Origin of the sequence: Paraburkholderia sp. BCC1876 (assembly GCF_902833695.1) — a bacterium.
Classification (GTDB): domain Bacteria; phylum Pseudomonadota; class Gammaproteobacteria; order Burkholderiales; family Burkholderiaceae; genus Paraburkholderia.
In genome coordinates this window covers 126,768-140,348 of sequence record NZ_CADFGI010000011.1, presented here as the reverse complement: position 1 = coordinate 140,348, position 13,581 = coordinate 126,768, and the positions used below count along the sequence as shown (strand labels likewise).

Genomic DNA, 13,581 nt, shown 5'->3' with positions numbered 1-13,581 from the left:
TTGCGCGTAACGGCGGCGGCGAGGCGCTACTCAAGATACTGCTAAACACTCATACGGCACACGTGCAGCCGTATGCTGCCGCGTGCTGCCATGTGCCGCCGCTACAGCTTCGCGCGAGCGCGCGTCACCGAGTACTGCAAGGTGGACGGCTGCAACATGGCGTCGAAACTCACCGGTTCTTCCGCCGGGTGGACCACCAGCAGCGCCTGAATCGCAAAGTTCAGCGCATTGGTGGATTGTTCGTTCAATTCGAGCGAGACCACCACCTGCTGCAGGCGCGGCTCATGCCGCGCGATGGCCTGTTGAATCGATTTGCAAATAAACGTGCGGTCGTAATGGCTCGCGAGACTCAGGCCCGCGAAATCGTTCAGCCCGTACGTGAGCACCGATTGCTGACATTCCGGCAGCGCCGCGAGCTCGTGCTCGGTCAGCGCGATCCGTGTATTCAGGATCGCTTCCACGTCGCGTGCGACGGTGCTCTTCAATTCTTCCAACGACAATTGCCGCATCGCCGGGGACGCCGGCAGATGCGGTTCGTCGTCGAACAGCTTGTCGAGAAAGCTGGGTTCGAAGCGTTTCATCAGAGTCCGAAGAATCCGGCCGATGCGAGGCGCGGGCGGCGCACGCCGGCGTTTTCACGCCGGGCATGCCGCCCGCGCCGCGACATCAGACCGCGTACGTCTTGTCGTTCTTCGTCAGGCTCCACGCGCCTTGCGCGTTGCCGCCCTGGTTGCCGCCGATCTTTTGCTGCGTGTACTTCCACTGCACGGCAGCGTACTTCAGCGAGAACTGTTCGGTCGGCAGGCCTTCGCCCACCACGCTCGGCGTGGCGCTCGAAATGATCACGTACTTGAGTTTCACTTCCAGGTACTTGATGCGGTTGCCTTCACCATCCGAACGCATGAAGTCGATCGTGACTTCGTCGAACGTCGTGCCGCCCGATGCGTGTTGATAGATCAACGGGCTGACCACGTCGATGTCTTTCGTGAACTGCATGTCCGAATGCTCGCAACGCTCGGACGTGTGACCACCGGCCGTGGAAGCCGTCGCCGAACGCGGTTGCGTAATCGAGTGGCTCCACGAATCAATTTCGATCCAACCAGCGTGATCTTTATCGGCGGACTCGCCTTTGATCGCCGGATTGCCGAATTTTAAATAGATATCCTTCATAACTCATCGACTCCCCAAAGAGGTGGTTTTAACAGCTAACCCGTGCGGCCCGCACGGGTTTTCTGGACTTTCGTTTATGAATTTGCCGGTTTCGGCAGGTCAGCGACAAGCCGCAAAGAGATCGACAGCTCGTCCAGTTGAAAGTGCGGACGCAGGAACGCGACCGAACGATACACACCAGGCTTGCCCGGAATCTCCGAGACCTGAATCGATGCCTCGCGCAGCGGGAACTGCGCCTTCTGTTCCTGGGTCGCGTTATCGTCGAGCAGCACGTATTGCGAGATCCAACGGTTCAGGAAAACTTCGACGTTCTGCGCCGACGCGAAACTGCCGATCTTGTCGCGCATCATCGCCTTCAGGTAGTGCGCGACGCGCGACACCGAGAAGATGTATTGCAACTGCGCGGACAGCACGGCATTCGCGTTAGCGCTGTCGGTGCTGTACTTCTTCGGCTTCTGCACCGATTGCGCGGCGAAGAACGCGGCGTAGTCCGAGTTCTTGCAGTGCACGAGCGGAATGAAACCGAGGTCGCTCAGTTCTTTTTCACGGCGATCGGTAATCGCGATTTCGGTCGGGCATTTCAGCGCGACTTCGCCGTCGTCGGTCTTGAAGGTGTGAGTGGGCAGATCTTCGACCAGACCGCCGCCTTCCACGCCGCGAATCGCCGCGCACCAGCCGAAGTCGTCGAATGCCGCGGTCAGGCGGGCAGCGAACGCCCATGCCGCGTTACACCAGAGGTACTTGCTGTGATCGGTGCCGTCCACTTCCTCGACGAAGTTGAAGCCTTCCGCCGTGGCGCCGTCTTTCGGATTGAACGGCAGACGGCCGAGAAAACGCGGCAACGTCAGACCGACGTAGCGCGAGTCTTCAGCGTCGCGGAACGATTTCCACTTGGCGTATTCGACCGTGTCGAACACCTTGCCGAGGTCGCGCGGCTTGCCGAGATCGGCGAAGCTTTCGAGACCCATCAGTTCGGGCGACGCCGACGCGATGAACGGCGCATGCGCGGCCGCCGCGACGTGCGACATCTGCTCGATGAAGTACATGTCTTCCGGCTGACGCGTCACTTCGAAGTCGCCGATGATCGTGCCGAACGGCGAACCGCCGAAGGTGCCGAATTCTTCTTCGTAGACCTTCTTGAAGAGCGCGCTCTGATCGAATTCGATCGCGGTCTTGAAGTCGCGCACCAGATCGCGCTTGGGCGCATGCAGCGCCTTGATCTTGACCGTGTTGCCGGTGTTGCTTTCCTTGCACAGGTAGTCGAGACCGCGCCACGTGCTTTCCATGCGCTGGAATTGCGGCGCGTGCATCACCGCGCTCAGCTGCGTGGAAATCAGGCGATCGAGTTCCGCGACGCGCGCGTCGATCGTGGCCGACAGGTTGTCGGACACCACCACCGTGCCGTCGAGCACTTCGCGCACGAGTTCGCCGATCAGGTCTTTCGCCCGCGCGTGTTCGGACTCGGACTTCGCCACGCGGCTTTTCTCGACGATCTGGTCGAGCAGCGTGGATTCCGTGCCGCCTTGTGCGGTGGCGAGTTGGGCTGCTGCCGTTTGCTGGTTCATCTCACACCCCGTACGTACTTATTCGCCCTGCTTGTCGTGGTCTGCCGCGTCGCCCTGGTCTTTCGCAAGGGTTTGCAACTGCTGCGTGTTGTTGAGCACTTCGCTCAGCAGATCTTCGAGCTTGTCGTTGCCGGCCAGCTTGTTGCGCAGGTCGGCCAGCTTCGAACGTGCTTCGAGCAGGCGGCGCAGCGGCTCGATCTGCGATACCACTTCGTCCGGATTGAAGTCGGCCATCGACTTGAAACGCAGGTCGACAGCGAACTTGCCGCCCGTTTCGCTCAGGCGGTTTTCAACCTGGAACGCGGCGCGCGGCTCGATCGCCTTCATCACGTCGTCGAAATTATCGCGATCGATGTTGACGAACTTGCGGTCGCGCAGCTTCGGCTGCTCGACTTCGGACTGACCGGCCAGATCGGCAACCACGCCGACGACGAACGGCAGTTCCTTGATTTCGATCGCATCGCCGCGTTCGACCTCATAGGTCAATTGAACGCGCGGCGGCCGCACTTTTTGCAAGCGTTTCTGAATGCTCTCTTTCTTCGCCATCGTCGGCTCCCGGATGCGAATGGATCAGGCTACGTTCAACGCAACGCGCTGAACGGGTCGGACGCGCCGCCGCTTTGTGCGGCTTTGGCGGGTGCTGCCGGCGCTGCCGGAGCGGCAGGCGCCGCCGGCGTGGCGGCCGGAGCCGCGGCGCTGTTGTTCGCTTCGGCCGCTTCCGCCGGCTTGCCCTTCGGCACATGGCGAACGTACTTTTTCTTCTTCACGACCGGCTTGTCGTTCGGATCGGGCGGGAACAGCGTGGCCTCGCCGAGCGTGTCGCGCAGTTGCTTGGCGAGCGCCTGCGCGTCGGACTTCGCGTCACCCGCGAGCGACGCGTCCTGACGCAATTCGCCGAGCGATTGCGTGGCGACGCGCAAGCCGGCCACCGCCAGCACGCTCTTCGCCTGACGGTCGGTCTGGTCGCGCTGGAGCGCTTCCTGCGCGGCGACGATCGCCTGACCGTAATGACCTTGCGTGAACTGGATCTGCGCAATGCGCGACCACGGTTCTTCACGCGTCGGATCGGATTTGGACAATTGCTGATAAAGCAGGATGGCGCGATCCTGATCGCCACCCTTCGCGACCGTATCGGCGTCCGCGAGTTGCTTATTAAAAGCCTCGGGTGTGGTCGCCACGTTGTCGCCCTGTGTCGCGCAACCGGCCATCACGCCGCATGCCAACACAACCCCAGATAGTTTTACTAACAGACGCTCATTCATCGTTTTTCACCGACGTGCGAATTTTTTAATTCAAGGAGAAACCGGAGTTTTGCTTTGCTTCAAGTGCGCGGGTATAGTACAGGCCAATTTTCGATAATTCAACTTTCGTGTGAAGAAGCATTGCACAAAAAAAATGCATACGGATCATTTAAACGAAACATGCAGAAATTGTTTCCTGGTGCAATAGCGTTATTGTCGAAAGCGGAAAAAATTTCCACTGGCTGGCGGCAAACAAGCTACCAACCGGCAGCACATGCAGTTTGCATAAAGCGGCAATGCGTGGATTCGCGTTGTTGCAAATAGCCGGATTGATTTCGTTATTGATGTATTGACGGGGGGCGGCGCCAAGCCGGTCGATGTATATGAATTCGGGTTTTGTTCGCCATGCATCGTTATTGATTGCGAGCGCCGCCGCCTGCGCGCTTCTGGGCGGTTGCGCGGCCGCTGTGCCGGTGCTGGGCGCGGCCGCCAACGCGGTGCTGCAGGCCAGCGGCCTCGGCAAGCCGGAACTGCCTGACGCGCAGAAGCCGCCGCGCAATGTCGGCCTGACCTTATACGCCGCGCCGAATCTGAATGCCGCGACCGACAACCGGCCATTGGCGCTGGTCGTGCGGCTTTATGTGCTGAAAGACCCCACCTCATTCCAGCAGGCGCCATTTGACGCATTTACCGATCCGAGTAAGGAAAAGACTACGCTCGGCGGCGATTTGCTCGGCGTGCGTGAAGTAACACTGATCCCGGGGCAGCGCTACACCGTTACCGAAAAAGTCTCGCGTGAAGCGCAGGCATTCGGTATCGTCGCTCTATTCCGCGACCCGGCCATGCAACGCTGGAAATTCGCCTTCGACCCGGCGAAGTCGGAGAAATCCGGCATAATGATCGGCCTGCATAACTGTGCAATGACCGTGACCAACGGCACCGTGATCCCGCCGGAACAGGGATTGCCCGCGCAGCCGCTGAATATGCTTTCTTCGGTGAGTTGCGGATAAAGATGCCGTGCAAATACGATTTAACAGTTTCTACACAATTAACAATGCGGCGCTCGAATCGGTAATGTCCGGGCACGCCACACGCTGAACGCATATAACAGGTTTGAGATGAGTTATTCCGCAAAAGTGCTTTGGGGGGAAGGCCTGTTTCTGAGGCCTCAGCATTTTCAGCGTCAGGACGCCTATCACGAGGCGCGCCTGTTCGAATCGATCCAGGCGATCCAGCCGTACAACTGGGGCGTGCGTTCGGCGCGCTTCGACCGCGACGCGATCGGCAGCAACGTGCTGCGCCTGAGCGAACTGTCGCTGGTGTTTCCGGACGGCGCGCTCTACTCGGCGCCGCAAGCCGACGAGTTGCCGCCGCCCATCGCGCTGGACACGTTGCCCGACGGCATCAACGAATTCACGTTTTATCTCGCGCTGCATCCGCTGCGCGAAACCGGCGCGAACTACTCGCAAGACAGGAACGCGGGCTTCGTGTCGCGTTACGTGAGCGAGCAGACGCCGGTGGCCGATCATTTCACCGACGCCGCCGAAGCCGACATCACCTTCCTGAAGACCAGCGTCAAACTCATTGCGCATAGCGAGCCGCGCGACCAGTTGCTGTCGGTGCCGCTCGTGCGCGTGCGCCGCACGGCCACCTCGGGTTTCGAATTCGACGACAGCTTCGTGCCGCCCTGCCTCGCGATCGACGCGTCGCCGGTGCTGCATCAGCGGCTGCGTCAACTGATCGACGCGTTGCAGGCCAAGGTCAACGCGCTGTACGGCTTTCACCGCGAGCCGACCAAGAACATCATCGAATTCCGTTCCGGCGACATCGCGTCGTTCTGGCTGCTGCATACGGCGAGCGCGGCATTCGCGTCGCTTGCGCATCTTTACCAGCATTCGGCACTGCATCCGGAGCGGCTGTTCCAGGAATTGCTGCGCCTCGCCGGTCAGTTGATGACGTTTTCGAAGGGCTACGCGCTGTCCGATCTGCCGGCGTACCGGCATGACGATCCGGGCCCGTCGTTCGCGCGTCTCGACACGATCCTGCGCGATCTGCTCGAAACCGTGATCTCCACGCGCTACTTCGCGATCTCGCTCGAAGAAGTCCGCCCGTCGTTCCATGCGGGCCGTCTCGACTCGGGCAAGATCGACGACAAGACCCAGTTCTACATCGCCGTGTCGGCCGACATGCCGACCGCCGAACTCGTCGAAGCCGTGCCCGCGCGCTTCAAGGTCGGCGCGCCGGACGACGTCGACAAGCTGGTGCTCTCGGCCATGCCGGGCGTGCGGCTCGTCTACACGCCGCAGGTGCCGCCCGCCATTCCGGTGCGCCCGGGCGCGTGCTACTTCTCCTTCGAATCGCGCGGTGCGCTGTATGACCGCATGTTGCAAGCCCAATCGGCAATGATCTACGCGCCGTCGGGCATCAACGATCTTCAACTCGAACTGATCGCCGTCACCTCATGAGCTACGCGCCCTCCCTGTTTGGCGGCAGCACGCCTGCCGCAACGCCCGCCCCCGCCAGCGAGCCGAGCTATCAGGTTCGCTCGCTGCTCGATCTGCTGTACGACGGCTTCTTCATGCTGTTCCTGCTGAAGAACGGCCGCGAACCGGGCGAAGCGCATGAGTTCAGCCAGCGCATCCAGCAATTCCTCGGCGACTTCGAGCGCGGCGCGAAGAAGCTCAACGCGTCGGCGGAAGACGTCTATGCGTCGAAGTTTGCGTTCTGCGCGGCGATCGACGAATCGGTGTTGTCGTCCACCTTCAAGATCCGCACCGAGTGGGAACGCCGGCCGCTGCAACTGACGCTGTTCGGCGAACAGTTGGCGGGCGAGAAGTTTTTCCACTATCTCGAGGAATGCCGCGCGCAAGGCGCGCCGCGCCTGCAGTCGCTCGAGGTGTTTCACATGTGCCTGCTGCTCGGTTTTCAGGGCAAGTACCTGCTCGAAGGGCCCGAGAAGCTCGCGTATCTGACCGCTCGTATCGGCGACGAAATCGCGCATATGAAGGGCAAACGCGCGCCGTTCGCGCCGCATTGGCCGCTGCCCGATCAGGTCGCGCACCGGCTCAAGCGCGAGGTGCCGCTGTGGTCGATTGGCGCGGTGTTCGCGCTGGTGGGGTTGCTGGCTTATCTGGGGCTGAACACGTATTTGCGCGATCAGACGTTGCGTTCGCTCGCGCCGTATTCGCAAGTGGTCAAGCTTGGCCCGCAATCGGCTACGTTGACGATTTCGCTGCCTTAAGGTGTAGCGGCTGTGGTCGTCATAGGCGCGCACGACTGCATCCGCTACCGGCAATAAAAAAACGGCCCGCATTCATCATGCGGGCCGTTTTTCCATGTTGCGCGAGAAGACCGGAAAACCGCTTACTGCGACTCCTCCGCCCACAGGCCATTTTCGCGCGCCATCAGCGCGGTCGAAGCGGACGGTCCGAACGTGCCCGCCGTATAAGAGCGCGGCTTTTCACCCGACTTGCCCCAGCCTTCCAGAATCGGCTCGGCCCAGGCCCATGCGGCTTCCAGTTCGTCGCGGCGCATGAAGTGCGTGAGGCGGCCGCGAATCACGTCGATCAGCAAACGCTCATACGCTTCCGCGCGGCGCTCGGTAAAGGCCTGCTGCAAATCCAGATTCAGATTCACCGGCAGCATGTGCATACCGCTGCCCGGTTCTTTCGCGAGCACCTGCAACTGGATCGACTCTTCCGGCTGCAACTGGATCACGAGTTTGTTGCCGTAGTTACGGCCGCCGCTCGGAAAGATCGAGAACGGCAGCTCGGAGAACTCGATCACGATCTCCGACACCTTCTTCTGCATCCGTTTGCCGGTGCGCAGGAAGAACGGCACGTGAGCCCAGCGCCAGTTGTTGATATGCGCACGCAACGCGACGAAGGTTTCGGCGCGGCTGCCGGCCGGCACGTTTTCTTCCTCGAGATAGCCCTTCACCGCTTCGCCATCCACCGCGCCCGCGGTGTATTGGCCGCGCACGGTGTCGCGGGCGATATCTTCGGCGGTCATGGGACGCAGCGAGCGCAGCACCTTGAGTTTTTCATCGCGGACCGCGTCCGGATCGAGCGAGACCGGCGGTTCCATTGCGACGATGCACAGCAGTTGCAGCAGGTGGTTCTGCACCATGTCGCGCAGCGCGCCGGTCTTGTCATAGAAGCCCGCGCGCGTGCCCACGCCGACCGTCTCCGCCACCGTGATCTGCACGCTCTTGATGTACGGCGCCTGCCACAGCGGCCCGAAAATCGGATTGCCGAAGCGCAGCACCATCAGGTTCTGCACCGTTTCCTTGCCGAGGTAGTGGTCGATCCGGTAAATCTGCGCTTCGTTGAAATGATTGCCGACCGCCGTGTTGATTTCCTGCGCGGACGCCAGATCGTGGCCCAGCGGTTTTTCGAGCACGACGCGCGAGTTACCGTCGATCAGCCCGGCCGTGGCCAGGTTGTCGCAGATGTTCGTGAACAGATCCGGCGAGGTCGCGAGATAGAACACGCGGCGCACGCCTTCGCGCGAGCTTTCTTTCAGACGCTGATAGTCTTCGGCCGAGTCGACGTCCATGCGCACGTACTCGAACAGCGCGAGGAATTTGTCCCAGGCGGCGGCGTCGAAGGCTTTCTTTTCGATGAACGGTTTAGCCTTCAACTCCATGAATTCGTTGATGTACTCCTCGCGCGACCAGGGCTTGCGGCCGATCGTGAGGATGCGCGTTTCCGGCGGCAGATTGCAGTGCAGATGCGCCATGTAGAGCGCGGGCAGCAGCTTGCGGAACGACAGGTCGCCGGTGCCGCCGAAGATGATCATGTCGAGCGGCAAGTCAGGAGTGGCAGTAGCGTGGTGGGTCGTCATAGCGCGGTCGCAGCGTGGAGAGAGGAATGAGGCGTCGGTCAAGGGGCAGAAAAAAGCCTGAGGCGAACTGCGAGCACCGGCGGACCGGCACTTTTTTCTGGCAAACGCCTATGGTGCAACGTTTTGAGATTGTTTGCACGGCAACATCTGCCTCAGCTTGGCGCAATATGCCAACCCCGCGCGTTAAAGGCCTGTTTTTCAGGTCTTTTTTCGCGTTTTCAGGAATTTTTGCCGGCGTGCTTTTGTGCTTTAAACGCCGGACAACGCCGCGCGCGCCACGCGGCAGGCCGCGAGATCCCAGGCCGCGCAGCCGACTGTTTTGAAAACCACCGGCTTTTCCGTCGGCCGTGACGCCGACTTGTCCAGTACCGAAGCGATCCCGCGCACCGCCGCCCAATCCACGCCCGCCTGGATGAAATCGCCGGCTTCGTGCTTCGCGCCGGCCGGATCGTCGACGTAGAGCGCGCTGCCCGCCAGCGTGTGCGCGCCGATCTCGACCATGGCCGGCGTAAAGGCGCCGACGCCGATCACCAGCCGTCCAGCGCGCGCGGGTTCGTCGTAGACCGCCTGCTTGCTGGTGGTCAGCGCGATCACGACATCGATCGAAGCGGGAATCGGTGCGTCGGGTTCGGTCAGCAACGGTTGCAACTCGCGGACCTTGCCCTGCAGGTTGCCGCGCGTCGTCTCGCCATACGCCGCGCAAAACGCTGCGGCGCGCGCCGGTGCGCTGCCCTTCACCCAGACGCGCGCGTCCGGATAAAGCTGGCCAATCGCTTCCAGATGGTTGAGTGCCTGCGTGCCCGTGCCGATCAGCAGGAATTCGCGCGGCGTGCTCGCGGCGAACGTCTCGACGCCCAGCATCGACATCGCCGCCGTGCGGCGTCCGGTCACCGTCGGGCCGTCGAGAATAAACAGCGTTTCGCCGGTATCGGCGTCGAAGGCCATCACCTGGCCGTGGATCGTCGGCAACTCGCGCGAGCGGTTGCTCGCGCACACGTTGACCAGTTTATGAATCGCGAGATCGGGTGCGGTGGCCGGCATCGACAGCATGATGCCGCCTTCGTTGAGCGGCACGACGAGCCGTTCGGGACTCACGATTCGCTGCTGCGTGTAGTCGAGGCTCGCGTGCTTCAAGGCGTCGACGAGGGTGGCGTAGGGAATCAGTTGCGCGGTGGCGGCGGCGTCGAAAATCTGCGTGGTCGGGCGGGTCATGAGCGGGTGGTTCCAATCCTTGCGAAAGTGTGAATCCGGATTCGGCGCAACAGAAAACCGTCAATCGGTGCAGCGGGTTCGGCAACGGCTCCAGTGTGCCCGGCCATAAACCTGCGTGCCGCGCCACCGCCCAGTCCGGTTAGCAGGCGGCCGCTTCGCCCGGATGACGCGACGACTGGATCACCATCAGCAGGTCACCGGCCTCGATCGGACAAGGTTCGTCTTCGTAGAACGACAGCACGCGGCCGGCGCGCACCAGGCCGACCACCACCGCGCCCGGCAGCGCGTTGCTCCAGCGGCCGACTTCCTGCGTGGTCGCCTCCCGCTCAAGCAGATTGACGCGGCCGCGCGTGGACAGCAGGTCGTTGATGAACGGCACGATGTAGTCGCTGGCCACCGCGTCGGCCAGCAGCAGGCCGCCGATCTTGGTCGACGACACGATCACGTCCGCGCCGGCCTGGCGCAATTGACGCTGATAGGTCTGCTCCTGGATACGCGCGACGATCTTCGTCTGCGGCGCGATGCTGCGCACGGTCAGCGTGAGCAGGATCGCGATGGCGTCGTCGGCGACGGCAATGATGACCGCCTTGGCGCGCCGCACCTGCGCCTGCTGCAACAGATCCTCGCGCGACGGATCGCCGAGCAGTCCCGCCACCCCCAACGCCGTGGCCGCCTCGAGCGCCGCCTGCTGCGGGTCGATCACGACGATCGATTCCGCCGCAAAACCGCTTTCCAGCAACTCGCGCACCGCGACCGAACCGCTCAACCCGTAGCCGCAGATCACGACGTGGTCGTTCAGTTGTTTTTGCAGGCGTTTCATACGGAATTCCTCGATGACGCGTTGAATGACGAACTGATAGGCGGTGCCGAGAAACACGAACCAGATGACGATGCGGATCGGCACGATAAAAAACGCGTCGATGAGTCGCGCGCGAGCGGTCACCGGCACGATGTCGCCATAGCCGACGGTCGCGACGGTGACCATCGTGAAGTACATCAGATCGACGATGCCGAGCACTTTGCGGTTGGCGTCGCGCAGGCCGTCGCGGTCGAGATAGAGCACGGCGAAGGCCAGCACGCACAGACCGGCGACGAGATAGATACGTTGCAGCAGCACGCGCTGCGGCGAGGCGGCGGGTCGCGTGAACAGCGTGCGGGCGCGCGGCGCCTGCCAGGGCGTGCGAGCACGGCGAGGCAGGCGAAAGCGCGGCTGACGTGGCGGCGGGTTCGGCTGGGCGGGCACGCGGCGGCTCCGGGAATCGAGAACGAACGATTCTACGATGCCCCGGTGCGCGCTGGGGACGGATCGCGGGCGAACGCGGGGGCGAGCGGCAAAGACTTGCCGCCGCAGCGCCGCGGCGTCACTGCGTGGTGTCTTTCGCGCCGCTCTTCTTGCCGCCCTTGAACATCGCGCGGCAGGCCGGGCTGAGTTCGTCGACGTGCTGCTTCATGCAGGCGGTGATCTTGTCTTCATTGGGAATCTCGGCGGCGCAGAAATGCATGGCGTCGCCGCGACAGGCTTTGCTCTGTTCGTCGCGGCTGGCGGCGTTCGCCGGGGCGGCGGCCGCGGCGGCCAGAAGCCCGGCGGCGCACAGGGCGTAGAGTCGAGCGGCGGTGAGTCGTGGGACGGTGATGCGCGGGGCGTGGTTTCGATTCATCATGTCAGATCCGTATCGCAAAGGTCGGTGAAACGCTGTCAGCAGAAAACGGGCCCGATCATGGCGCGCGCCGGTCGAGCGGCCGGCCACCCGGAATGGGAAACCGCACTGACCGCACGCGACGTTTATTCGCCAGACAGATATTTGGCTTTTATTCGCTAGACAGATATTTGGCTTTTATTCGCTAGACAGATATTTGGCAAATATTCGTCTCACGCATATTTGCCAAATATTCGTGAGACGCATAAACTACATTTATTCGTCTCGCGGATAATTTGCCATGCTCCATTTCATCGCCAAACCCGACCAGATGGCCCACCTGCTCGCCGCCAGCCGGCGGCAAGCCGGCCTCACGCAGGCCGAGGCGGCGGCGCGCGTCGGCATCAGCCAGAGCCGCCTCTCGGCATTGGAAACCGACGCCGCCGCGCTCACCCTCGAACAATTGCTGGCGCTATGCGGCGTCTATGGTCTGCAATTGCAACTCAGCGACAAAAGCCCGCCGGCGTTCGAGCCGGCGCCGCTGATCGAGTGGTGAGCATGGGCCGTCCAACCTATACACGCGCGTTGTCCGTGTGGGCCAATGGCGAGCGGGTCGGCGTCTGGCGCCTGCCCACGCGCGGCCCGATGGAGTTCGAGTACGACCCGGCGTGGGTCGCCTCGCCCGCTGGCCGCCCGCTGTCGTTGTCGCTCCTGTTCCTGCCCGGCAATCTGCCGCTCAAAGGCCCGCGCGTCCTCAACTATTTCGACAACCTGTTGCCCGACAGCGAGGCGATCAGAAAGCGGATCGCCCAGCGCTATCGAACCGACACGCTGGACGCGTTCGACCTGCTGCAAGCCATCGGCCGCGATTGCGTGGGCGCCGTCCAGTTGCTCGCCGAAGACGACACGCCCGCCGGCGTCGAGCGGATCGAGGGCACGCCGTTGTCGGACGCCGAGATCGAGGCCATGCTGGCGCGCACGGTGAGCAACCCCGCGCCCGGCGCCGCCGACGAAACCGACGACTTCCGCATCTCGCTCGCCGGCGCGCAGGAGAAAACCGCCCTGCTCTGGCACGACGGCAAATGGCAGCGCCCGCACGGCGCCACGCCCACCACGCACATTTTCAAGCTGCCACTCGGACTGGTCGGCAACAAGCTCGCCGACCTCAGCACGTCGGTGGAAAACGAATGGCTCTGTTTGCGGATTCTGCGCGCCTACGGACTGCCGGTCGCAAACACGGAAATCATGACCTTCGGCAAGCAGCGGGTGCTGAGCGTCGAACGTTTCGACCGCCAGCCGCATTCGAGCGGGCAATGGCTGCTGCGCCTGCCGCAGGAGGACTTTTGCCAGGTCTACGGCTTGCCGTCGCATCGCAAGTACGAAAACGACGGCGGTCCGGGCGTACTCGACCTCGCGCGAATTCTGCAGCAATCGGTCACGCCTTCGCAGGACATCGAAACGCTGCTCGCCAGCCAGATTCTGTTCTGGATGCTGGCCGCGCCGGACGGCCACGCCAAGAACTTCAGCATTCGCCTGCTGGCCGGCGGCCAGTACCGTCTGACGCCGCTTTACGACGTGATGTCGATCTGGCCGGTGGAAGGCAGCGGCCCGAACCAGTGGTCGTGGTACAAGGCCAGGCTCGCCATGGCCATGTGGTCGCGCAACAAACACGACGCGTTTCGCGACGTGCAGCGGCGCCACTTCAACACCATGGCGCTGAAATGCTCGTACGGGGCGGACGCCGAGCCGCTGATCCAGCGCCTGATCGCGCAGACGCCCGAGGTCATCGAGCGGGTCTCGGCCGAATTGCCCGAGCGCTTTCCAGCCAAGGTCGCCGAACGGATTTTCAAAGGCCTGAAAAGCTCGGTGACCAAGCTCGAGAAAATGTCGGCGACATAAATAAGTGGGACG

14 protein-coding genes are annotated in these 13,581 nt (G+C 62.5%); 5 read left to right on the top strand and 9 right to left on the bottom strand.

The features are described 5' to 3' along the window. Positions 1 to 101 precede the first annotated feature (101 nt). From tssE to HWY05_RS30985, 5 genes are all read right to left on the bottom strand, one after another. Entirely contained in the window at positions 102 to 581 is a 480-nt protein-coding gene (tssE, locus tag HWY05_RS31005; RefSeq protein WP_035556629.1) for a type VI secretion system baseplate subunit TssE, read from the bottom strand. 85 nt (positions 582 to 666) lie between these two features. Beyond that, on the bottom strand, positions 667 to 1,170 hold the full coding sequence (locus tag HWY05_RS31000) for a type VI secretion system tube protein Hcp (protein ID WP_035556626.1): 504 nt from the start codon (positions 1,168 to 1,170) through the stop codon (positions 667 to 669). A 74-nt stretch (positions 1,171 to 1,244) separates the two neighbouring features. Then, positions 1,245 to 2,735: a type VI secretion system contractile sheath large subunit gene (gene tssC, locus HWY05_RS30995; protein ID WP_035556623.1), complete on the bottom strand. Its 1,491-nt coding sequence runs from the start codon at positions 2,733 to 2,735 to the stop codon at positions 1,245 to 1,247. A gap of 18 nt (positions 2,736 to 2,753) precedes the next feature. Next, positions 2,754 to 3,281: a type VI secretion system contractile sheath small subunit gene (gene tssB, locus HWY05_RS30990; protein ID WP_035556621.1), complete on the bottom strand. Its 528-nt coding sequence runs from the start codon at positions 3,279 to 3,281 to the stop codon at positions 2,754 to 2,756. Positions 3,282 to 3,316: 35 nt separating this feature from the next. After that, complete coding sequence (locus HWY05_RS30985; RefSeq protein WP_176060715.1) at positions 3,317 to 3,997, bottom strand: tetratricopeptide repeat protein; 681 nt, start codon at positions 3,995 to 3,997, stop codon at positions 3,317 to 3,319. Positions 3,998 to 4,359: 362 nt separating this feature from the next. Here HWY05_RS30985 and tssJ point away from each other — a divergent pair, with 362 nt between their 5' ends. The 3 genes from tssJ (at position 4,360) to icmH (ending at position 7,217) form a co-directional block, all read left to right on the top strand. After that, positions 4,360 to 4,986 carry a type VI secretion system lipoprotein TssJ gene (gene tssJ, locus HWY05_RS30980; protein WP_035563059.1) on the top strand — a complete coding sequence of 209 codons (627 nt, stop codon included), beginning with the start codon at positions 4,360 to 4,362 and terminating at the stop codon, positions 4,984 to 4,986. A gap of 108 nt (positions 4,987 to 5,094) precedes the next feature. Continuing rightward, complete coding sequence (gene tssK / locus HWY05_RS30975; protein WP_035556614.1) at positions 5,095 to 6,441, top strand: type VI secretion system baseplate subunit TssK; 1,347 nt, start codon at positions 5,095 to 5,097, stop codon at positions 6,439 to 6,441. Beyond that, the gene (gene icmH, locus HWY05_RS30970; RefSeq protein ID WP_035556611.1) at positions 6,438 to 7,217 is read left to right on the top strand and encodes a type IVB secretion system protein IcmH/DotU; all 780 of its coding nucleotides are present in this window, start codon (positions 6,438 to 6,440) and stop codon (positions 7,215 to 7,217) included. The genes tssK and icmH overlap by 4 nt, the downstream gene beginning before the upstream one ends. Before the next feature lie 122 nt (positions 7,218 to 7,339). Here the strand turns inward: icmH and zwf are convergent, their stop codons facing one another. From zwf to HWY05_RS30950, 4 genes are all read right to left on the bottom strand, one after another. Then, complete coding sequence (zwf, locus tag HWY05_RS30965; RefSeq protein ID WP_035556609.1) at positions 7,340 to 8,821, bottom strand: glucose-6-phosphate dehydrogenase; 1,482 nt, start codon at positions 8,819 to 8,821, stop codon at positions 7,340 to 7,342. 249 nt (positions 8,822 to 9,070) lie between these two features. Then, a complete protein-coding gene (lhpI, locus tag HWY05_RS30960; protein WP_176060714.1) occupies positions 9,071 to 10,033 on the bottom strand; it encodes a bifunctional Delta(1)-pyrroline-2-carboxylate/Delta(1)-piperideine-2-carboxylate reductase in 963 nt (320 codons plus the stop codon). 139 nt (positions 10,034 to 10,172) lie between these two features. After that, a complete protein-coding gene (locus tag HWY05_RS30955) occupies positions 10,173 to 11,276 on the bottom strand; it encodes a potassium channel family protein (RefSeq protein WP_035556603.1) in 1,104 nt (367 codons plus the stop codon). Positions 11,277 to 11,394: 118 nt separating this feature from the next. Continuing rightward, positions 11,395 to 11,694, bottom strand: a complete 300-nt coding sequence (locus HWY05_RS30950) for a hypothetical protein (RefSeq protein WP_244146743.1) — start codon at positions 11,692 to 11,694, stop codon at positions 11,395 to 11,397. Between the two features lie 277 nt (positions 11,695 to 11,971). On the opposite strand from HWY05_RS30950, the gene HWY05_RS30945 reads away from it, so the two are divergent. Together HWY05_RS30945 and HWY05_RS30940 are read left to right on the top strand one after the other, a co-directional pair. Beyond that, complete coding sequence (locus HWY05_RS30945; protein WP_176060713.1) at positions 11,972 to 12,226, top strand: helix-turn-helix transcriptional regulator; 255 nt, start codon at positions 11,972 to 11,974, stop codon at positions 12,224 to 12,226. Positions 12,227 to 12,228: 2 nt separating this feature from the next. Further along, a complete protein-coding gene (locus HWY05_RS30940; protein WP_176060712.1) occupies positions 12,229 to 13,569 on the top strand; it encodes a type II toxin-antitoxin system HipA family toxin in 1,341 nt (446 codons plus the stop codon). Positions 13,570 to 13,581 lie beyond the last annotated feature (12 nt).